Source organism: Pseudomonas paracarnis, assembly GCF_904063055.1.
GTDB classification, from domain to species: domain Bacteria; phylum Pseudomonadota; class Gammaproteobacteria; order Pseudomonadales; family Pseudomonadaceae; genus Aquipseudomonas; species Aquipseudomonas paracarnis.
In genome coordinates this window covers 30246-51610 of sequence record NZ_CAJFCN010000007.1, presented here as the reverse complement: position 1 = coordinate 51610, position 21365 = coordinate 30246, and the positions used below count along the sequence as shown (strand labels likewise).

At 59.3% G+C, this 21365-nt stretch carries 21 protein-coding genes; 6 read left to right on the top strand and 15 right to left on the bottom strand.

Annotation, left to right across the window (positions count from 1 at the left end):
* Positions 1-7 precede the first annotated feature (7 nt).
* A complete protein-coding gene (locus JMV15_RS16325) occupies positions 8-2098 on the bottom strand; it encodes a mechanosensitive ion channel family protein (RefSeq protein WP_201491786.1) in 2091 nt (696 codons plus the stop codon).
* 188 nt (positions 2099-2286) lie between these two features.
* On the opposite strand from JMV15_RS16325, the gene JMV15_RS16320 reads away from it, so the two are divergent.
* From JMV15_RS16320 to JMV15_RS16305, 4 genes are read left to right on the top strand one after another with little or no spacing between them, the layout of a single operon-like run.
* Positions 2287-3213, top strand: coding sequence for a DUF72 domain-containing protein (locus tag JMV15_RS16320; RefSeq protein WP_201491783.1), 927 nt, complete (start codon positions 2287-2289; stop codon positions 3211-3213).
* Complete coding sequence (locus JMV15_RS16315) at positions 3210-3986, top strand: endonuclease/exonuclease/phosphatase family protein (protein ID WP_014720141.1); 777 nt, start codon at positions 3210-3212, stop codon at positions 3984-3986. Before JMV15_RS16320 ends, JMV15_RS16315 begins: the two co-directional genes overlap by 4 nt.
* Positions 3983-5245, top strand: a complete 1263-nt coding sequence (gene clsB / locus JMV15_RS16310; RefSeq protein WP_038451684.1) for a cardiolipin synthase ClsB — start codon at positions 3983-3985, stop codon at positions 5243-5245. Before JMV15_RS16315 ends, clsB begins: the two co-directional genes overlap by 4 nt.
* Positions 5235-6200 (top strand): lysylphosphatidylglycerol synthase domain-containing protein, encoded by a 966-nt coding sequence (locus tag JMV15_RS16305; RefSeq protein WP_038451687.1) that lies wholly within the window; start codon positions 5235-5237, stop codon positions 6198-6200. Before clsB ends, JMV15_RS16305 begins: the two co-directional genes overlap by 11 nt.
* Before the next feature lie 114 nt (positions 6201-6314).
* On the opposite strand, the gene JMV15_RS16300 is transcribed toward JMV15_RS16305, so the two are convergent.
* The 3 genes from JMV15_RS16300 to JMV15_RS16290 all read right to left on the bottom strand — a co-directional run bounded on the left by JMV15_RS16300 (position 6315) and on the right by JMV15_RS16290 (position 9310).
* Positions 6315-7070: an alpha/beta hydrolase family protein gene (locus JMV15_RS16300; RefSeq protein ID WP_038451690.1), complete on the bottom strand. Its 756-nt coding sequence runs from the start codon at positions 7068-7070 to the stop codon at positions 6315-6317.
* Positions 7060-8169 carry a DUF3182 family protein gene (locus JMV15_RS16295; protein ID WP_038451693.1) on the bottom strand — a complete coding sequence of 370 codons (1110 nt, stop codon included), beginning with the start codon at positions 8167-8169 and terminating at the stop codon, positions 7060-7062. The genes JMV15_RS16300 and JMV15_RS16295 overlap by 11 nt, the downstream gene beginning before the upstream one ends.
* 169 nt (positions 8170-8338) lie before the next feature.
* Positions 8339-9310, bottom strand: a complete 972-nt coding sequence (locus tag JMV15_RS16290) for a GlxA family transcriptional regulator (RefSeq protein WP_038451696.1) — start codon at positions 9308-9310, stop codon at positions 8339-8341.
* 96 nt (positions 9311-9406) lie between these two features.
* On the opposite strand from JMV15_RS16290, the gene JMV15_RS16285 reads away from it, so the two are divergent.
* A complete protein-coding gene (locus JMV15_RS16285; protein WP_019818884.1) occupies positions 9407-9970 on the top strand; it encodes a cysteine hydrolase family protein in 564 nt (187 codons plus the stop codon).
* Positions 9971-9992: 22 nt separating this feature from the next.
* Here the strand turns inward: JMV15_RS16285 and tam are convergent, their stop codons facing one another.
* The 3 genes from tam to JMV15_RS16270 all read right to left on the bottom strand — a co-directional run bounded on the left by tam (position 9993) and on the right by JMV15_RS16270 (position 12860).
* Positions 9993-10754, bottom strand: coding sequence for a trans-aconitate 2-methyltransferase (gene tam / locus JMV15_RS16280; protein WP_038451699.1), 762 nt, complete (start codon positions 10752-10754; stop codon positions 9993-9995).
* Positions 10755-10940: 186 nt separating this feature from the next.
* On the bottom strand, positions 10941-11456 hold the full coding sequence (locus JMV15_RS16275) for a single-stranded DNA-binding protein (RefSeq protein ID WP_003232445.1): 516 nt from the start codon (positions 11454-11456) through the stop codon (positions 10941-10943).
* A gap of 9 nt (positions 11457-11465) precedes the next feature.
* Positions 11466-12860 (bottom strand): MFS transporter, encoded by a 1395-nt coding sequence (locus tag JMV15_RS16270; RefSeq protein WP_014720149.1) that lies wholly within the window; start codon positions 12858-12860, stop codon positions 11466-11468.
* Between the two features lie 178 nt (positions 12861-13038).
* On the opposite strand from JMV15_RS16270, the gene uvrA reads away from it, so the two are divergent.
* Positions 13039-15873, top strand: coding sequence for an excinuclease ABC subunit UvrA (gene uvrA / locus JMV15_RS16265; RefSeq protein ID WP_014720150.1), 2835 nt, complete (start codon positions 13039-13041; stop codon positions 15871-15873).
* Positions 15874-15942: 69 nt separating this feature from the next.
* Here the strand turns inward: uvrA and bfr are convergent, their stop codons facing one another.
* The 8 genes from bfr to rpmJ form a co-directional block, all read right to left on the bottom strand.
* On the bottom strand, positions 15943-16407 hold the full coding sequence (gene bfr / locus JMV15_RS16260; RefSeq protein WP_003176400.1) for a bacterioferritin: 465 nt from the start codon (positions 16405-16407) through the stop codon (positions 15943-15945).
* 155 nt (positions 16408-16562) lie between these two features.
* Positions 16563-18011 (bottom strand): catalase, encoded by a 1449-nt coding sequence (locus JMV15_RS16255; RefSeq protein WP_201491782.1) that lies wholly within the window; start codon positions 18009-18011, stop codon positions 16563-16565.
* A 237-nt stretch (positions 18012-18248) separates the two neighbouring features.
* A complete protein-coding gene (gene rplQ, locus JMV15_RS16250; protein WP_003176402.1) occupies positions 18249-18635 on the bottom strand; it encodes a 50S ribosomal protein L17 in 387 nt (128 codons plus the stop codon).
* Between the two features lie 41 nt (positions 18636-18676).
* Positions 18677-19678 (bottom strand): DNA-directed RNA polymerase subunit alpha, encoded by a 1002-nt coding sequence (locus tag JMV15_RS16245; RefSeq protein WP_003176403.1) that lies wholly within the window; start codon positions 19676-19678, stop codon positions 18677-18679.
* 22 nt (positions 19679-19700) lie between these two features.
* Complete coding sequence (gene rpsD, locus JMV15_RS16240) at positions 19701-20321, bottom strand: 30S ribosomal protein S4 (protein WP_003176404.1); 621 nt, start codon at positions 20319-20321, stop codon at positions 19701-19703.
* 18 nt (positions 20322-20339) lie between these two features.
* The gene (gene rpsK, locus JMV15_RS16235) at positions 20340-20729 is read right to left on the bottom strand and encodes a 30S ribosomal protein S11 (RefSeq protein WP_002555466.1); all 390 of its coding nucleotides are present in this window, start codon (positions 20727-20729) and stop codon (positions 20340-20342) included.
* A gap of 30 nt (positions 20730-20759) precedes the next feature.
* Positions 20760-21116 carry a 30S ribosomal protein S13 gene (gene rpsM / locus JMV15_RS16230; RefSeq protein WP_003194635.1) on the bottom strand — a complete coding sequence of 119 codons (357 nt, stop codon included), beginning with the start codon at positions 21114-21116 and terminating at the stop codon, positions 20760-20762.
* 129 nt (positions 21117-21245) lie between these two features.
* A complete protein-coding gene (gene rpmJ / locus JMV15_RS16225) occupies positions 21246-21362 on the bottom strand; it encodes a 50S ribosomal protein L36 (RefSeq protein ID WP_002555468.1) in 117 nt (38 codons plus the stop codon).
* Between the last annotated feature and the right edge of the window lie 3 nt (positions 21363-21365).

The following is a 21365-nucleotide window of genomic DNA, read 5'->3' as shown; positions in this document are numbered from 1 at the left end:
GGCCTCATCATTGAGACCTGGGCTGCTCCGTCACCACCACCGCGTCCTGCTCATGCTCCTGCGCCACACGCTTAGGCAACAACACCTGCTGTGGATAAGTCTGCGCAAAATGCACCTCATCACAGTTATCCACAAGCTTTTTCAACCGTTGATTAAACGCCCGGCTGACCGCATATTGCCCACCCGACACCGTACGGAACTGTGCGGTGAGCACCACGCCATTGAGGTCCATCTTGTCCACCCCGAACACCTCCAACGGCCCTTGCAGGTTGTACTTGAGGAACACATCGTCGCGGATCGACTGGCCGGCCTCGCGGATCAGCTCCACGGCCTTGTCTACGTCGGTGTCGTAGGTGAACTGCACCGAGAAGAACGCGTAGGCGAATTGACGCGACTGGTTGGTGACCGCCTTGATCTGCCCGAACGGCACCGAATGTACAAACCCCTTGCCGTCACGCAGGCGCAGGGTGCGGATGGTCAGGCCCTCCACGGTGCCGGCGTGACCAGAGTCGAGCACCACCCAATCGCCGATGGACAGGGTGTCTTCGATAATGATGAACAGGCCAGTAATCACGTCCTGCACCAATTGCTGGGAACCGAAACCGATCGCCAGTCCCACCACCCCGGCGCCCGCCAGCAAAGGCGCGACATTGATGCCCAGGTTGGCCATGGTGGTAATCGCGCAGATCACCACCAGGATGATCTTCACTGCATTGCGCAGCAGCGGCAGGATGGTTTTGACCCGGGTGCTGGGCTGGCGACTGGAGCGTTTATTCACCGGTGGTTTGAGGGCTTCCTGAATCGCAGTGTCGAGCACCACCCAGAACAGCCAGGTCACCAACAGGATCAGGCCGATACTGCTGAGGGAATCACTGATGGCCCGGCCCACCGAGTTGCGCTGGGCGAATTCGAACAGCGAAACGCCCCAGATACGCCCGAGTATCTCGATAAACGCGATGGCCATGACGATACGCAAAATTGCGTGCAGCAAACTCAGGAAGCGTTCCTTGTAGGCACTGCTGCGCTGGATCGATACCTGGCTGCGGGACTTGAACAGGTGTTGCAGCACGGTGCTGAGAAACACCGTGCCGATCAGTAACAAGGTGGTGAGCAACGCGCAGCGCAGGGCCTCTTGGTTGTCGTCACCGGCGCCAATCAGGTTGACCGCCGACACCAGCACCATCAACAGAATCGGCCAGTACCAGAGCCCGGAAAACACCCGCAGCGACTGTTGCAATGCTGGATGTTTGAGGCGCTGGGCCAGTGGCCGATTGCGGATCAAATGGGCCACCGGCCGCCGCAGGCGTACCACCAGCACGCCAAAGATGACCGCGGCAAACAGGCCGGTAAACACGGCGATGCTGCTGGTGATATTGCCGCCCAACTGACGAGCGATTTGCGGGCTGGTCAGCGCATCGCTGAGGGCCGCGAGAAAGCCGATCAGGAACAGCGGCTTGGGGCAATAGTCACGAATGATCTGCACGGCAGGTCGCTTGTGGCCGACGTTGAACATGACAATGACGCACAGCAACAGCGAGGTGGAAAAGATGCCACTACTGGTGGCGTAGGCAAAACACAGTGCCAGGGCTCGGCCGACAGACGTGGGTAAAAAGTGACTGACATAAAGGGTCAGCGGCAGGCAGATCAGCGCTGGAATCGTGTAGGGAACTACATAGCCCAGCAAGCCTTGCAGCCGTTGGCGCCGCGCGAGGAATGGGCGGCGGCTCGAGCGTTGCACAACCAGGCGCCCAAGTATCGTCAAGACCGCAAAGGCACCGACCCACACCCCAGACAACAGCAGGAAATCGCCCGCCACGCTCCACGGCGAGCGTGCGGCTGTCTGGTCTACCAGGCGCCCTACTTCGTCCGCGGCGCGATCAGCACGCAGGCGCCAGGCGTCGATGAGGTTCTGGTCGAGGTCGAGCTTGTTCTGCACGTCGTCGATGCTGGAACTGATGGCCCCGAGCAGCCCGCCTTCTACCAGCAGTTCCGGCTTGGCCGGCGTTTCGGCAGCGGGCGCCGTTGCCGCGGCTTGCAGGGCGCCATTGCCGCAGAGCAGCAGCGCGACGAGCAGTAATGCAGTCTTTGGATTCAGCAAAACAGCAAGCTCCTTCAGCAGGGTCTGTAAGGAACTGACGAGCTTGGGCCCTTATCGTTCCCTGCGTTTGCAATGCCCCTCCCACATTTCACCCCCTGTACCGCCTGTAGGAATGTGGAAACTTTCAGCCAAATAGCGCAGTCATCCCATAACGGAGGTCACCTCACCCACCATCCACGGGAGTAAACATGGCGGCGATTCACATCGGCATTTCCGGCTGGCGCTACACGCCCTGGCGCGGGGACTTTTACCCCGAAGGGCTGACCCAGAAACGCGAGTTGCAGTTTGCGTCACGCGCCGTCAACAGCATCGAAATCAACGGTTCGTTCTACGCGCTGCAAACCCCCAAGCGCTATGCCGAGTGGTATGCCGATACGCCCGAAGGTTTCCTGTTCAGTGTCAAGGCGCCCCGTTTCATCACGCATATCCTGCGCCTGCGGGACGTGCACAAGCCGATGGCGAACTTCTTCGCTTCCGGGGTGCTGGAACTCAAAGAAAAACTCGGCCCCATCCTCTGGCAGTTTCCGCCCAGCTTCAAATTTGACGCCACGCTGTTCGAAATCTTCCTGGCCCAATTACCCACCGATACCCAACAGGCGGCGGCCCTCGCCCGCCAGCATGAGCCACGCCTGAACGGCAAGGCGAGCATGAAGACCTATGCCAAGAAACCTTTGCGCCATGCCGTGGAGATTCGCAACATGAGTTTTGCCGTACCGGAGTTCATCCAGATGCTGGATAAACACGGAGTGGCCCTGGTGGTCGCGGACACCGCAGGCAAGTGGCCGTACATGGAAGACGTGACCGCCAACTTCATGTACCTGCGCTTGCACGGCGACAAGCAGTTATACGCCAGTGGTTATAGCGCCGAAGCGCTCCAGCGCTGGGGTGACCGCATCGAACGCTGGGCCCAGGGCAAGCAGCCTGCCGATGCACACCTGGTCGACCCGCACCACACACCCCGCAGGCGTAAACAGCGCGATGTGTTCTGTTTTTTCGACAACGACATCAAAGTTCGCGCCCCCTTCGATGCACGCCAATTGCTGCAACGCTTCGGACTGGACGAACACCTGCTCACCGAGCCTGGCCGACTGCCGGAACCAGGAGTATTGCCATGACGCATCCAGAGCTGATCCCCACCCCGCCGACCACCGCCATCACCCGTTTCACGGTGCTGACGGTCAATATCCACAAGGGTTTCACCGCACTGAATCGCCGCTTCATCTTGCCCGAACTGCGTGAAGCGGTGCGCAGCGTGGGCGCCGACATGGTGTTCTTGCAGGAGATCCATGGCACTCACGAACGCCATCCCCAGCGCTACAGCGACTGGCCAAAAATGCCGCAGTATGAGTTCCTGGCCGACAGCATCTGGCCGCAGTTTGCCTATGGGCGCAATGCGGTGTACCCCCATGGCGACCATGGCAATGCACTGCTGTCGAAATTCCAGATCATCCGCTACGACAACCTCGACATTTCGCAAAGCGGCCATGAAAACCGCGGCCTGCTGCATTGCGTGTTGCGCCTGCCGGGCAGCGGCCAGCAGGTGCACGCGATCTGCATCCACCTGGGCTTACGCGAGGTGCATCGCCAACAACAATTGCGCTTGCTGGAACAACGTATCAGCGAGATTCCCGCCGATGCGCCGTTGGTGGTCGCTGGCGATTTCAACGACTGGCGGCAAAAAGCCGACCTGAGCGAAAGCGGTTTGCAGGAAGTGTTCATGCACACCCTTGGCAAACCGGCACGCACCTTCCCGGCACGCCTGCCGTTGCTGCCGCTGGACCGCATTTATGTGCGTAACTTGACGGTGCACAACCCGCGCGTGCTCACCACTCGGCCTTGGTCCCATCTCTCAGACCATGTGCCGCTGTCGGTGGAGGTGGAGCTATGAACGTCGCGGTAGACCATATCGCCACAGACCAACCGCCAGATGACAGCAAAGCGCGGGATCTGGATTACGGCTGGCAGAGCGGCAACCAGGTGGCGTTGCTGGAGAACGGCGAGGCGTACTTTCCCGCTGTGTTCGAGGCTTTGCGGGCGGCAGAGCGCGAGATCCTGCTGGAGACCTTCATCCTCTTTGAAGACAAGGTCGGCTTTGAGCTGCACAGCATCCTCATCGAGGCGGCCAAGCGTGGGGTAAAGGTGGTGGTCAGCCTCGACGGTTTTGGTTGCGGCGAGCTGAGCCCGGGCTTCCTGCGGGAGTTGGCCGAAGCCGGGGTGATGGTGCAGATGTTCGACCCGGCGCCCAAGACCTTCGGCATACGCACTAACTGGTTTCGCCGCCTGCACCGCAAGATTGTCGTGGTGGATGCCCGCGTGGCGTTTATCGGCGGGATCAATTTTTCTGCTGACCACTTGGCGGATTTCGGCCCCGAAGCCAAGCAGGATTACTCAGTACAGGTGATCGGCCCGGCCGTGGCCGACCTGCACCATTTCGCCCTCGCCCAAAGTGGCCGCCAGGTGCGCAGCCGTCGCGGTTGGCGACGGCGCCAGCAACGGCCTTCGCCCTGGACGAACGAGCCAGGCGACGGCCTGGTGCGCCTGATTTATCGCGATAACATTCAGCATCGTGACGATATCGAGGAGGCGTATATCCACGCCTTGAGCCAGGCTCGGCGGCGCGTGGTGATCGCCAACGCGTATTTCTTCCCCGGCTATCGCCTGCTTCGCGAGATCCGCAACGCGGCGCGCCGTGGCGTGCAGGTGCAGTTGATCATGCAGGGCCAGCCCGACGTGCTGTTGGCGAAACTGGCCGCGCGCATGCTCTATGACTACTTGCTCAAGGATGGCGTGGTGATTCACGAATACTGCCAACGCCCGCTGCACGGCAAGGTGGCGCTGGTGGATGACGAATGGAGCACCGTCGGTTCGAGCAACCTGGACCCACTGAGCCTGGCATTAAACCTGGAAGCCAATGTGCTGATTCGCGACCGGGCTTTCAATCAGCAGCTCTACGAACGCCTGGAAGCCCTCGCCCACAATCATTGCCAGACCATTCCGGAAAAGCGCAAGCCACGTCTGTGGCTCTGGCGCTTGACCGTGGGTTTCCTGGTGTTTCATGTGATGCGCCATTTCCCGGTACTGGCCAGTTGGTTACCGGCCCACAAACCGCGTTTGAAACCTTTTGAGGCCACGCCCCATGACGTCTGAAGCCCGCCCCCAAGCGCAAGCCTCTGGGTTCAAGCGCTGGAAGAAACCGCTGACGATCGCGTTCTTCGTGCTGCTGATCGTGTTGTTTACCCTGCTGGCCCGGCGCATCGACTGGAGCGAAGTGTTCCAGACCCTGAGCGAGTTCAAGCTGCGCACATTGTTCATCGCCGGCGCGCTGACGCTGTGCAGTTTTATCGTCTATGCCTGCTTCGACTTGATCGGCCGCACCTACATTCGCCAGCCGTTGCGTTGGAAGCAGATATTGCCGGTGGGTTTCATCAGCTACGCATTCAACCTCAACCTCAGCGCCTGGGTCGGTGGCATCGCCATGCGGTATCGGCTGTATTCGCGCCTGGGCGTGAGCACCAGCAATATCGCCAAGATCCTCGGCCTGAGCCTGGCCACCAATTGGTTTGGCTATATGGCGTTGGCCGGAGTGGTATTCAGCAGCGGGTTGGTGACCCTGCCGCCGGGCTGGAAGCTCAGCAGCGGCGCCTTGCAAGGGGTCGGGGGGTTGTTGGTGCTCGCGAGCCTGGGCTACCTGGCGGCGTGCCGGTTTTCGAAAAAGCGCGCGTGGTCGATCCGCGGTATCGAGATCAACTTGCCGTCGCTGCGTATGGCCTGTTTGCAACTGGCCCTGGGTGCGTTGAACTGGTCGTTGATGGCGGCGGTGATATTTGCCTTGTTGCCCGCCAAACTGGATTACCCCGTAGTGCTGGGGGTGCTGTTGATCAGCGCAATTGCCGGGGTGGTCACCCATATTCCCGCCGGCTTGGGGGTTTTGGAGGCGGTGTTCATTGCGCTGTTGCAGCATGAGGCGTCGCGGGGGAGTTTGCTGGCCGGGCTGATCGCGTACCGGGCGATTTATTTTATCTGCCCGTTGTTGATTGCACTGGTGATGTATTTGGGGGTGGAGGCCAAGGCCAAGGCGTTGCGGGTTAAGAAAACTGCCTGATGAGACGGTGGTGACGGTGGAATCGCTATCGCGGGCAAGCCCGGCTCCCACAGGGGAATGCATTCCCAGGTGGGGAGCCGGGCTTGCCCGCGAAAGCGATCACAAGGGCAACGACTATCGAGCCTGAATGATGCTCAACCGCTCCCCCACCACCATCTCGGTAATCCAGTCCACCAGGATCGAGGTGTAGGCCTGTTGCGACACCGGGTCGCTCAGGGAATGGTCGGCGCCGTCGATGATGCGGTGGGTCAGCGAATGGGTCTGCTGGCACGCCGCGCGGTAACTCATGATGGTGGCGTGGGGCACATGGTCGTCGGTTTCCGATTCGACAATCAGCACATCGCCGGTAAATTGCGCGCAGGCATGCAGGGCACGGTTGGTTTCGGCTTGCACGAGGGTGCCGCGGTAATCCATCAGGTCGGCTTTATCCAAGTCGCGCTTGGGTTTGAGCCATTCCTGATCGCGGTACAGCGCCGGCACTCGCAGCGCCAGCCAACGTACCGGGCGCAATGAGGTGAGGATCGCCGCGAGGTACCCGCCATAACTGGTGCCCACCACTGCCACAGCCGAGGTGTCGATAGCCGGGTGGGACAGCAGGCGATCGTAAGCGGCCAACAGGTCGCGCAGGTTGTCTTCGCGGGTGACGCGCGACAAAGGGATGCCGGTGCCAGCATGGCCACGCAGGTCGAAGGTCAGGCATACACATCCAAGGCCTGCGATACCTTTGGCCCGCTCCAGGTCGCGCTCCTGGCTGCCGCCCCAGCCGTGCACGAACAACACGCCGGGCACTTTGGACTTGGGACTGAGGAATGTCCCGCTCATCTGTTCGTCGTCTATATCGATGGTGATGCTCTCGCTTCTAGCCGTCATAAGTCTTGACCGTCACATACTTGAGTAGAAAGTCGCTGTTTTCGGCCGGGCCTCGGTATACCTCGATGGCATCCGCCGGCAGCGCCTGGTCTACATAGGTTTCTACCGAGGACACACGGATGGCCTTAAGGCCCGGATGGTTGATAAAACTCTGCAACGCCGCGACTTCCGCGCTGCTGGCCCCGCCCATGCGCCACGATTGTTCGAGCACACCACTACGGCGCTGGCCTGTGCTGTCCAGGCCTTGGGCGATGTCGTAGTTGCGGCGCGAGGCGAAGAAGCTTGGGTAGGCTTCGTCCGCAGCACGGTCGAAAACCAGCGCCTGTTCAATGGCCTCACGCACGTCTTCACGCAGATCCAGTTTGAGCAGGGCAGCATAATCACCGGGGACGACCAGCAGATCGGAACCGCCGTAGACCTCTTCCCCCTGCCCGTCTTGGGTCAGGTGCTGCTCGCCGCAGTAGCTAATGAGGTGATCGCCAATAAAACTCTGGCCCACGCTGTGGGTGACCACCGCGTGCAGGTCTTGTTCCAGCACCACGCCTTCATTGAACATTCGGGCCGCTTCCGGGCGCGCCACTATCGCGTCGAACTCATCCAGGCTGTGGATAACTTCCTGCCCGCGCCCTGCACAGGCGTTCACGGGTTTCAGACGAATCGGGCCACTGTAGAGCAAGCGGGTCGCGGCAGGCCGCGCGTCCTCAAGGGCGAACACACTCACGCCGTCCAACACTACGTCACGCACGCGCTCGCAGAATGTCGGCGACCAGCCTTCGGGCGCCTTGGCCTCGGGACTCAGCAGGCCATGCGTGATGGCCTTGGTGCAGATAAAAGCGTGATCGACATAGCCGCCCCACAGATCGCCAGGCCCCTTGATATTGAGCTGGCGCGCTTGGGCTGGCCCGACCAGGGTTTGCGTGGGCAGCAGATACAATTCCCGACCCACATGCAGGGCCGGGTCGTAACTGCCACCGAACTTGAGCCCCAGGATCTGCGCCAGCCAGCGTGCGAGGGCGCGGTTGGTTTCGATTTCATGCAGGGGCGCCCCCTCTCGCATGGAGTGGGCGACCACCAACTTCTTGCGACTTATGGGGGTCATGCGGTCCCCTTTTCTATCAACCTTTGTGTAGCAATGAGGTTGCATGGATCAGGCCAACGCTGGGATTGAGGGAAGAGCTGTTAAATCAATCAGTTGCGCAAAAAATGATGGCCGTTAGCCTGTTTTATTCTGCACGACCCGCGGAGAAGCCTGCGGCGTTCTGCACGATTCAAACCCCGAAGCGGTTGCGGTAATCGCTGGGGGACAGGCCGGTGATTTTCTTGAAGATGACGCGAAAGGCGCTGGGGTCCTGATAGCCCACGGTCCAAGCAATGTGATCGATCGTGCCGTTGGTGAACTCCAGCATCTGCCGCGCCTTGCCGACTCGCAGATGCTGACAGTACTCGGTGGGTTTCAGCCCGGTGGCGTTGCGAAAGCGGCGCAAGAACGTGCGCTCCTCCAGGTTCGCCTCCTGCGCCATCGCCGCCACGGACACATCCACCGCGCCACTGGCCTGCAGCCAATGCTGGACCTTGAGGACCGCACCATCACCATGCCTGAGAATCGGCGCAAAGTTGCTACCGCACTGGCTGGCACTGGCGCTGTGCTCGATCACCAGAAAGCGCGCAGTGTCAGCTGCAATGCTCGGCCCCATAAGCCGATCGACCAGGCGCAGGCCCAATTCCGACCAGGCCATAAGCCCAGCGGAGGTGATCAGGTCGCCGTCATCGACAATAGGTTTATCCGCTTCCAGTCGCACCGCCGGGTAACAGGCCGCAAAAGACTTCGCGGAGGACCAGTGGGTGGTGGCGCTGCGGCCATCCAACAGGCCGCTGCGCGCCAGCATGATCGAGCCGATGCACACGCCGCCCAGCACGGTGCCGCCCGCATGTTGCAGGCGCAGCCAATCCAGCAGCGCAGGCGGCGCCTGGTCTTCGGTGAACTCTGCAATCGAGGGTGGCACCAACACGGCCATCATCGGTTGCTCGGGGCCTGGGTGGCTGTCGAACGTGCGCGCGGGCGTGCCGTGGGCATCTACCTGCCAGTGGCTGACCCGCAGCAGCGGCAGTTGCGCAGAGTCATGCTCGGCGGCGATGCGGTTAGCGACCCCGAACAGGTCGGTCAGCCCGTGGACTGCGGCGAGTTGCGCGCCCTGGTAGATCAACACACCCAGCTCGACAGTGCTGCGTTGCGCGGCCATTGTCAGTTTTCCCCCTGTTATTGTCGGTGCAGCCAATTCTCGGTGTGATCGCCAGCTAAGATACTAGGCCCATCAACCCATCACGAGGCAACACACATGGCCAAGCAGGCGCTCATCCTAATCGATATCCAGAACGACTACTTCCCCCAGGGCAAGTGGCCGCTCGACGGCGTGGAAGCCGCAGCGGACAAGGCAGCGCAGGTGCTACAGGCGTTTCGACAAGCAGGCGATGCGGTGATTCATGTACGGCATGAGTTCGCTGGCGACGACGCACCGTTCTTCACACCGGGCTCCGAAGGCGCGCACTTGCATGCCAAGGTGCTCAACGAGGGCGAGGAACCGGTGGTGCTCAAACACTTCGTGAATGCGTTTCGCCAAACCAACCTGCGCGAACTGCTGGAACAGCGCAGCATCACCGACGTGGTGGTGGTAGGCAGCATGAGCCATATGTGCATTGACGCCGTGGTACGGGCGGCGGCGGACCTGGGCTACAAGGTTACGGTGATCCATGATGCCTGCGCGACCCGCGACCAGGAATTCAACGGGCAGGTGATTCCGGCGGCGCAGGTGCACGGGGCGTACATGGCCTCCCTGGCATTTGGCTATGCGGGTGTAGTGTCGGCAGAGGAATATCTGCAGGCCCAAGCAGCGGCTGCGTGACCGCCACCCGGGGCTGATCGCTTTAGCGTGTGGCGATGATGAACAGGCGCGGAAAGGGCAACAACACCGTGCCATCGGCCAGGGCTGGATAAGCCTGGGTAATTCGCGCCTGGTATTGCTGCAGGAAGGCGGCTTTTTCATCGTCGGTCAACGGTGCGAGAAAAGGCCGCAATGCCGAGGCCTTGAACCACTCCACCACCGCCGAGTGGTCCGCCAACGGGTGGTGATAGGTGGTGCGCCACACATCCACGGTGCTGCAATGCTTGCTCAGCAGCTCGTAGTAGTAACTGGCGGTGTGCCGCTCATTGTGTTTGACCGCCCCTATCTTCGCCGACCACGGGCCATCGGCCGCAACTTCACGGGCCAGGCGATGGGCGGGCTCGTCAAGGTTGTCCGGGGTTTGCACCGCCAGCGTACCGCCTGGGTTCAGTTGGTGGACCAAGTGCGGGTAGAGCGTGGCGTGGTCCGGCAGCCATTGCAGCGAGGCATTGGCCAGAATCACATCCAAGCGTTGCGCAGGGTGCCAGGCGCCGATATCTGCCAGCTCGAAGTTCAACCTGGGCAGGCGCTTGCGGGCCTCTACCAACATGTCATCGGAGCTGTCCATGCCCGTGATCTGTGCTTGGGGGAAACGCTCGGCCAGTACCTCGGTGGAGTTCCCCGGCCCGCACCCCAGGTCGACTGCGGTGCCCACGTCGGTGTTGGGAATTGCCGCAATCAGGTCACGGACAGGGCGAGTGCGCTGCTGTTCGAACATCGTGTACTGCTTGGCGGACCAGGTCATCACAGCCTTCCTTCTTTCTTAGAGGTGGCGACAGCCTAAATCTTGTGAACCATGAGAACAAATGCTGGGGTTGGTGTGCTGCCTGCAAAAAGGCAGCGCGTGCACCGACGCCTGTTCATCGCCCATAAAAAAACCCCGATGCTTTCGCTATCGGGGGTTTTGTTTGTTCAGGGTCGGTCTTGGACCTTAGAACGGGATATCGTCATCAAAGCTGTCGAAATCCGGAGCCGGTTGCGGAGCAGCCTGCTGTGGTGCTGGGCGCGACTCACGCTGTGGCTGCTGGCTTGGCTGTGGACGCGACTGCTGTGGGCGCGGTGCCGAGTTGGACATGCCGCCCTGGCCCTGTTGGTCGCCCTGTGGACGGCCACCCAGCAGTTGCATGGTGCCTTGCATGTCGACCACGATTTCGGTGGTGTAACGCTTGATGCCGTCTTTTTCCCACTCACGGGTTTGCAGTTTGCCTTCGATGTAGACCTGCGAACCTTTGCGCAGGTATTCACCGGCGATCTCTGCGACCTTGCCGAACATCGACACGCGGTGCCATTCGGTCTTCTCGACCTTCTGGCCGGTCTGCTTGTCGGTCCACTGTTCGCTGGTCGCCAGGCTCAGGTTGGTCACGGCGTTACCGTTAGGCAAGTAGCGAACTTCGGGATCCTGGCCGCAAGTACCGACCAATATGACTTTGTTAACCCCACGGGCCATAACGTTCTCCTAGGCTGGGCGCGCTGTCGGCACTGGGTTGACCAGTTGCTCGAGCGTCGCGCGATCCAATAATTCGGTGTCCAATTTGATGTAAATGGCCGCCTCTTCAGCGACCACGACTGCATCCGTTACCCCTACGACAGCCTTCAGGCGCTCTACCAGGCCGGCTTCGCGGATCGCCTCGGGCGATAGCGGCAAACGCAGACTGGTGACGTAGGGAGGTTCGCGCATGGTAACAGCAAAGACCAGCCAAAGTGCAGCCAGCCCGGCGCATCCGAGGAACACAACCGACAAACCGCCATGCTGGAACATCCAGCCGCCCATGATGCCGCCCAACGCGGAACCCAGGAACTGGCTGGTGGAATACACCCCCATGGCCGTGCCCTTACCGCCTGCCGGTGAAACTTTACTGATCAGTGACGGCAACGACGCTTCGAGCAGGTTGAAGGCGGTGAAAAACACCACCGTACCAATCACTAATGCTCGCAGGCTGTCGCCGAACTGCCAGAAGAATAGTTCAGTGAGCATCAATGTCGCGACGGCGCCGAGTAAAACTCGTTTCATTTTGCGTTTCTTCTCGCCATAGATGATGAACGGGATCATGGCGAAGAACGAAATCAACAGCGCAGTGAGGTAGACCCACCAGTGCTGTTCCTTGGGCAGGCCGGCTTTTTCCACCAGGGCCAGGGGCAAGGCGACGAAGCTGCACATCAGCATGGCGTGTAATACGAAGATACCTAAATCCAGGCGCAGCAGGTCCGGGTGCTTGAGCGTCGGCAGCAACGCCTTGCGTGCGACGCCCGATTCACGATGCTGCAGGGTGCCGGTGGAGCGCGGCACCATAAAAGCCACGATCAGGATGCCGAACAACGCCATGCCGCCCGTGGCCAGGAATAGCCCATGCAAGCCGAACGCGCGCGTGAGCAAGGGGCCGACCACCATGGCCACGGCAAACGACAGGCCGATGGTCATGCCGATCATCGCCATGGCCTTGGTGCGGTGTTGTTCGCGGGTCAGGTCCGACAGCAGCGCCATCACGGCGGCGGAAATCGCACCGGCGCCCTGCAGGATGCGCCCGGCGATCACGCCCCAGATCGAATCGGACTGGGCCGCTAGCACACTGCCAAGGGCGAATACGATCAGCCCGAGATAGATCACCGGGCGACGGCCAATGCGGTCGGAAATAATCCCGAACGGAATCTGGAAAATTGCCTGGGTCAGGCCATAGGCGCCAATCGCCAGGCCGATCAAGGCGGGGGTCGCCCCTGCGAGATCCATCCCATAGGTGGCCAGCACCGGCAACACCATAAACATGCCCAGCATACGGAAGGCGAACACCAGGGCCAGACCGCTTGCCGCTCGGGTCTCGCCGCTACTCATGCGTTCGCTGTGGGGATCGTGCATGGAAAAACCTCGTGTGAACCGGCGGCGATTCTACCAGTCCCATCGATTGAGAGGGTATATGCGGCGCTTTGCCGCGCAGCTTTCATGTAAGGCTGCAAGCGGCATTTTGACAGTGTATATTCATCCAGTCTTTAGCCGTATACTCCGGTATCATTTACGCCCGCCGTGCGAGGCCATCTTGGACAAGATCCTGATTCGTGGGGCTAGAACCCACAACCTGAAGAACATCGACCTGACCCTGCCCCGGGACAAACTGATCGTCATCACCGGCTTGTCCGGCTCCGGCAAATCGTCCCTGGCGTTCGACACGCTGTATGCCGAAGGTCAGCGTCGCTATGTGGAATCCCTGTCGGCCTACGCCCGGCAGTTCCTGTCGATGATGGAAAAGCCCGATGTCGACACCATTGAAGGCCTGTCGCCGGCTATTTCCATCGAGCAGAAATCCACGTCCCACAACCCGCGCTCCACCGTGGGTACCATTACCGAAATCTACGACTATCTGCGCCTGCTGTATGCGCGCGTGGGCATTCCGCGCTGCCCGGACCACGATATTCCCCTGGAAGCCCAGACCGTCAGCCAGATGGTCGACCTGGTACTGGCCCAGCCAGAGGGCGCCAAGCTGATGCTGCTGGCGCCCGTCATTCGCGAGCGCAAGGGTGAACACCTGTCGGTCTTCGAAGAACTGCGTGCCCAGGGCTTCGTGCGGGCGCGCATCAACGGCAAGCTCTATGAGCTGGACGAAGCGCCGAAGCTGGACAAGCAGAAAAAGCACTCCATTGACGTGGTGGTCGACCGATTCAAGGTGCGCGCCGACTTGCAGCAGCGTTTGGCGGAATCGTTCGAAACCGCGCTGAAGCTGGCCGATGGCATTGCCCTCGTAGCGCCGATGGATGACGAGCCGGGCGAAGAGATCATCTTCTCCGCGCGCTTCGCCTGCCCGATCTGTGGCCATGCCATCAGTGAGCTGGAACCCAAGCTGTTTTCCTTCAACAACCCGGCCGGCGCCTGCCCGACTTGCGACGGCCTGGGTGTGAAGCAGTTTTTCGATATCAAGCGCCTGGTCAATGGTGACCTGACCCTGGCCGAGGGGGCGATACGCGGATGGGACAGGCGTAACGTCTACTATTTCCAGATGCTCGGATCATTGGCCTCGCACTACAAGTTCAGCCTGGAAGTGCCGTTCAACCAGCTGCCGGCAGACCAGCAGAAGGTCATTCTGCATGGCAGCGGTTCGCAGAATGTCGACTTCAAGTACCTGAACGACCGTGGCGACATCGTCAAGCGCTCGCACCCGTTCGAAGGCATCGTGCCGAACCTGGAGCGTCGCTACCGCGAGACCGAATCGGCAAGCGTGCGTGAAGAACTGGCAAAATTCCTCAGTACTCAGCCTTGCCCGGATTGCCGTGGCACCCGCCTGCGTCGTGAGGCACGTCACGTGTGGGTAGGCGAAAAGACCCTGCCAGCAGTGACCAACCTGCCAATCGGCGATGCGTGTGAATACTTTGGCGTACTCAAGCTCACCGGGCGACGCGGGGAAATTGCCGACAAGATCCTCAAGGAAATTCGCGAGCGTCTGCAGTTCCTGGTCAACGTTGGCCTGGATTACCTGTCGCTGGACCGTAGCGCCGATACCTTGTCGGGCGGTGAAGCACAGCGAATCCGCCTGGCCAGCCAGATTGGCGCGGGCCTTGTGGGCGTGCTGTATATCCTCGATGAGCCGTCGATTGGCTTGCACCAACGGGATAACGACCGCCTGCTGGGCACGCTGAAACACCTGCGCGATATCGGCAATACCGTGATCGTGGTCGAGCATGATGAAGACGCTATCCGCCTGGCGGACTACGTGGTCGATATCGGCCCGGGCGCGGGTGTGCATGGTGGCCATATCGTTGCCGAGGGCACGCCTGCCGAAGTGATGGCACATCCGGACTCGTTGACCGGCAAGTACCTGTCTGGCCGGGTGAAGATCGAAGTGCCCGCCAAGCGTACGCCGCGCAACAAAAAGATGGCTCTGCACCTCAAGGGCGCGCGCGGGAACAACCTGCGCAATGTCGACCTGGAGATTCCGCTGGGCCTGCTGACCTGCGTGACCGGTGTTTCCGGTTCGGGCAAGTCGACGCTGATCAACAACACCTTGTTCCCACTGAGTGCCACCGCCCTGAACGGCGCGACCACTCTGGAAGCTGCGGCCCACGACAGCATCAAAGGCCTGGAGCATCTGGACAAGGTCGTCGACATCGACCAGAGCCCGATTGGACGCACACCGCGTTCCAACCCAGCCACCTACACCGGGCTGTTTACGCCTATCCGCGAGCTGTTCGCTGGCGTACCCGAGTCGCGCTCACGGGGTTATGGGCCGGGCCGGTTCTCGTTCAACGTCAAGGGTGGGCGCTGCGAAGCCTGCCAGGGCGACGGCCTGATCAAGGTGGAGATGCACTTCCTGCCCGACATCTACGTGCCGTGCGATGTGTGCAAGAGCAAGCGCTACAACCGCGAGACCCTGGAGATCAAGTACAAGGGCAAGAGCATCCATGAAACCCTGGAGATGACAATCGAGGAAGCTCGCGAGTTCTTCGACGCCGTGCCGGCGTTGGCGCGCAAGCTGCAGACGCTGATGGATGTAGGCCTGTCGTACATCAAGCTGGGGCAATCAGCGACCACGCTGTCGGGCGGTGAAGCGCAGCGGGTCAAGCTGTCTCGCGAGCTGTCCAAGCGTGATACCGGCAAAACCTTGTACATCCTCGATGAGCCGACCACTGGCCTGCACTTCGCGGATATTCAGCAGTTGCTGGACGTACTTCACCGCTTGCGGGACCACGGCAATACCGTGGTGGTGATTGAGCACAACCTTGATGTGATCAAGACGGCCGACTGGTTGGTAGACCTGGGGCCGGAAGGTGGTTCGAAGGGTGGCCAGATCATCGCAGTGGGCACGCCAGAGCAGGTTTCCGAAATGCCGCAGTCGCACACCGGTTACTACCTGAAACCATTGCTGGAACGCGATCGGGCCTGATCTTTTCATCGTCCAATAAAAAGCCCCTGCCACTTTGCGGTGACAGGGGCTTTTTTTTATAGCCGGGAATCAGAACTGCGATTGCAGGTAATTCTCCAGGCCGATCAGCTTGATCAGGCCCAACTGCTTTTCCAGCCAGTAGGTGTGATCTTCTTCGGTGTCATTCAACTGCACTCGCAGTATTTCCCGGGTGACATAGTCGTTGTGCTGCTCACAAAGCTCGATGCCCTTGCAGAGTGCAGCACGGACCTTGTACTCAAGGCGAAGATCGGCAGCGAGCATGTCAGGCACTGTGGTACCCACGTCCAGATCATCAGGACGCATACGCGGCGTGCCTTCGAGCATCAGAATGCGGCGCATCAGGGCATCAGCGTGCTGTGCCTCTTCTTCCATTTCGTGGTTGATACGCTCGTAGAGCTCGGTAAAGCCCCAGTCTTCGTACATACGCGAATGGATGAAATATTGGTCACGAGCTGCCAGTTCGCCCGTCAGCAACGTGTTGAGGTAATCGATTACGTCGGGGTGACCTTGCATCGCCCTACATCTCCCTGCTTGAAAGACTGTAGTTTGAACCATGCTGACTTGAAGGTCACGGGACAAACGGCAGAAAAGTGAAGATTTCCGGAGAAAAGTAGCTGAAATAACGCAAAAACCGCCCAAATGAGGGCGGTTCTGCTTATCGTTTAGAGTCAGTTAAGCGATACACCCAGTGCCTTTGCGATTGCTTCTCCATAAGCCGGGTCGGCCTTATAGAAGTGCTGCAGTTGACGCTGGACCACATCGCTGGAAACGCCACCCATAGCACCGGCGATGTTATTGGTGAGCAGGGCTTTCTGCTCATCATTCATCAGACGGAACAGCGCACCGGCGTGGCTGTAGTAGTCCGTATCTTCGCGATGATCGTAGCGATCAGCCGCGCCGCTCAGGGTCAATGCTGGCTCTGCATACTGCGGGGCTTGTTTCGGTGCGTCTACATAGCTGTTTGGCTCGTAGTTCGGAGCCGCACCGCCGTTACTACCGAAAGCCATGGAGCCGTCACGCTGGTAGCTGTTAACCGGGCTACGTGGTGCGTTCACCGGCAGTTGCTGGTGGTTGGTGCCCACACGGTAGCGGTGCGCATCGGCGTAGGCAAAAACCCGACCTTGCAGCATACGGTCCGGCGACAGGCCAACGCCTGGGACCATGTTGCTTGGGCCAAATGCGGCCTGCTCGACTTCGGCGAAGTAGTTCTGCGGATTACGATTGAGCTCCAACTCACCCACTTCAATCAACGGGAATTCTTTTTGCGACCAGGTCTTGGTCACGTCAAACGGGTTCTCGTAATGGGCGTTCGCCTGTGCCTCGGTCATGATCTGGATGCACACGCGCCACTTGGGGAAGTCACCGCGCTCGATTGCACCAAACAGATCACGCTGGGCGTAATCAGGATCGGTTCCCGCCAAGCGGGCGGCCTCGGCCGGCGCTAGGTTCTTGATGCCTTGCTTAGTCTTGTAGTGCCACTTCACCCAATGACGCTCACCCTGGGCATTGATCAGACTGTAAGTGTGGCTGCCGAAACCATGCATGTGGCGATAGCCGTCCGGGATGCCACGGTCCGAAAACAGAATGGTGACCTGATGCAGCGCCTCTGGTGAGTGCGACCAGAAGTCCCACATCATCTGCGCGCTTTTCAGGTTGCTCTGCGGCAGGCGTTTCTGGGTGTGGATAAAATCCGGGAATTTCAGCGGATCACGAATAAAGAACACGGGAGTGTTGTTACCCACGATGTCCCAGTTACCCTCTTCGGTATAGAACTTCAGGGCAAAGCCACGTGGATCACGTTCAGTGTCAGCAGAACCGCGCTCACCGCCTACAGTGGAGAATCGCAGGAATGTCGGCGTTTGCTTGCCAACAGATTCGAACAGCTTGGCGCTGGTGTACTGGGTGATGTCACGGGTGACTGTGAACGTACCGTAGGCGCCCGATCCTTTGGCGTGCACGCGACGCTCAGGGATGTTTTCACGGTTGAAGTGAGCGAGCTTCTCGATCAGGTGGAAATCGTCGAGTAACAACGGACCACGAGGGCCCGCGGAACGGGAGTTCTGGTTATCCGCAACGGGAGCACCGCTGGCGGTGGTAAGGACTTTATTCTGGCTCATGCTCAATCTTCCTCAGGTCGGACTTGGAACTGCCGGCTAATCGGCTTGGAGGGAGTATTGATCATCAACACCACGCCTACAAATTCATTAAATTGCAGGCATCGATAGAGAATAACTAACAACACTCCGTTCGCTATAGTGCAGCGCCCGGCCTATGGAAGCTTGTATAAGTTGCGCTTTTGTTACGCGCACAAAAAACCGGGCACTAGGCCCGGTTTTTCGTTGCAGCTTGTCGTCTTACTCGGCGCTTACAGCTTCGCCGGCAGTAGCACGATCAACCAACTCGACGTACGCCATAGGCGCGTTGTCGCCAGCGCGGAAACCGCACTTGAGGATGCGCAGGTAGCCACCCTCACGGGTAGCGTAACGCTTGCCCAGGTCGTTGAAGAGCTTACCAACGATAGCTTTCGAACGAGTACGGTCGAAAGCCAGACGGCGGTTAGCCAGGCTGTCTGTCTTGGCCAAAGTAATCAGCGGCTCAGCAACGCGACGCAGTTCTTTAGCTTTCGGCAGTGTAGTTTTGATCAGCTCGTGCTCGAACAGCGACACCGCCATGTTTTGGAACATGGCCTTGCGGTGCGAGCTGGTACGGCTCAGGTGACGACCACTTTTACGATGACGCATGGTTCATTCCTTACCAAACTCACGTTCGGTGATTACGACGATCAGGCAGTCGCCTTGTCGTCCTTCTTAAGACTTGCAGGCGGCCAGTTGTCGAGGCGCATGCCGAGGGACAGACCGCGGGAGGCCAGAACGTCCTTGATTTCAGTCAAGGATTTCTTGCCCAGGTTCGGAGTCTTCAACAGTTCTACTTCGGTGCGCTGGATCAGGTCACCGATGTAGTAAATGTTTTCCGCCTTAAGGCAGTTAGCCGAACGTACAGTCAGTTCCAGATCGTCAACCGGGCGAAGCAGGATCGGATCGATCTCGTCTTCCTGCTCGATTACCACTGGTTCGCTGTCACCTTTGAGGTCGACGAACGCAGCCAACTGCTGTTGCAGAATGGTTGCAGCGCGGCGGATAGCCTCTTCAGGATCCAGGGTACCGTTGGTTTCCAGATCAATAACCAGCTTGTCCAGGTTAGTACGCTGCTCGACACGGGCGTTTTCCACCACGTATGCGATACGGCGAACCGGGCTGAACGAAGAGTCAAGCTGCAAGCGACCAATGCTGCGGCTTTCGTCTTCATCGCTCTGACGCGAGTCGGCCGGTTCATAACCACGACCACGAGCTACAGTGAGCTTCATGTTCAGGGCGCCGTTAGACGCCAGGTTAGCGATTACGTGATCGGGGTTAACGATCTCGACATCATGATCCAGCTGAATATCGGCAGCGGTAACCACCCCCGAACCCTTCTTCGACAAGGTCAGCGTAACTTCGTCACGGCCGTGCAGCTTGATAGCCAGACCTTTAAGGTTCAACAGGATTTCAATTACGTCTTCCTGTACACCTTCGATGGCGCTGTACTCGTGGAGCACACCGTCAATCTCGGCCTCGACTACTGCACAGCCGGGCATTGAGGACAACAGGATGCGGCGCAGCGCGTTGCCCAGGGTGTGGCCAAAACCACGCTCGAGAGGCTCGAGAGTAATTTTGGCGCGGGTTGGACTGACAACCTGCACATCAATGTGGCGGGGTGTCAGGAACTCATTTACCGAAATCTGCATGGATGCACCTATTTTCTAGCCCTTACTTGGAGTAGAGCTCGACAATCAGGCTTTCGTTGATGTCGGCGGACAGATCACTGCGAGCAGGAACGTTCTTGAAAACGCCCGACTTCTTCTCAGTGTCTACTTCTACCCATTCTACGCGGCCACGTTGGGCACACAGATCGAGAGCTTGGACAATGCGAAGTTGGTTTTTTGCTTTCTCGCGAACTGCGACCACGTCACCAGCACGAACCTGGTAGGACGGAACGTTTACGGTCTGACCGTTAACGCTGATCGACTTGTGCGATACCAGCTGACGGGATTCGGCACGAGTCGAACCGAAGCCCATACGGTATACAACGTTGTCCAGACGGCATTCGAGCAGTTGCAGCAGGTTTTCACCGGTTGCACCTTTCTTGCCAGCAGCTTCTTTGTAGTAGCCGCTGAACTGACGCTCGAGAACGCCGTAGATACGACGGACCTTCTGCTTTTCACGCAGTTGGGTGCCGTAGTCGGACTGGCGACCGCGGCGTTGGCCGTGGATACCAGGTGCTGCTTCAATGTTGCACTTCGATTCGATCGCGCGCACGCCGCTCTTCAGGAAGAGATCGGTGCCTTCGCGACGAGCGAGTTTGCATTTTGGACCAATGTAACGAGCCATTCTTTACAATCTCCTGGATTACACGCGGCGCTTCTTCGGCGGACGGCACCCGTTGTGCGGGATTGGCGTCACGTCGGTGATGCTGGCGATCTTATAGCCACAGCCGTTCAAAGCACGGACAGCAGACTCACGACCTGGACCTGGACCCTTGACGTTAACGTCGAGGTTTTTCAGGCCGTATTCCAGCGCAGCTTGACCAGCACGTTCAGCAGCTACTTGAGCAGCAAACGGGGTGGACTTGCGGGAACCGCGGAAACCCGAACCACCGGAGGTAGCCCAAGAAAGCGCGTTACCTTGACGGTCGGTGATGGTCACGATTGTGTTGTTAAAAGATGCATGGATGTGGGCGATGCCATCAACCACTGTCTTTTTAACTTTTTTACGAGGACGAGCAGCAGGTTTTGCCATGATAATTTTCCTGTCGATTCGCTGGGGCGATTACTTGCGGATCGGCTTACGCGGACCTTTACGGGTACGCGCGTTAGTCTTGGTACGCTGACCGCGTACTGGAAGACCACGACGATGACGCAGACCGCGATAGCAACCGAGGTCCATCAAACGCTTGATTTTCATGTTGATTTCGCGACGCAGGTCACCTTCAGTGGTGAACTTCGCCACTTCGCCACGCAGCTGTTCAATCTGCTCGTCGCTCAGATCCTTGATCTTAGCGGCTGGGTTTACCCCAGCAACTGCGCAAATTTTCTGCGCAGTAGTGCGACCAACACCATAGATGTAGGTCAGCGAGATAACAGTGTGCTTGTTATCTGGAATGTTAACGCCTGCAATACGGGCCATTCAGTGGGACTCCAATTGACAGCTACCTACGCCCCGGAAGCCAAGAAATAGGGCGCGAGATAATATCGCTGTAATAACAAATAATCAACCCGGCAGCGCACTAGCTGCCGGGCTTCAAGCGGATCACACTCAGCCTTGGCGCTGTTTGTGACGCGGTTCCGCGCTGCAAATTACTCGAACAACACCTTCGCGGCGAATAATCTTGCAGTTACGGCACAGCTTTTTCACCGATGCACGAACTTTCATCAC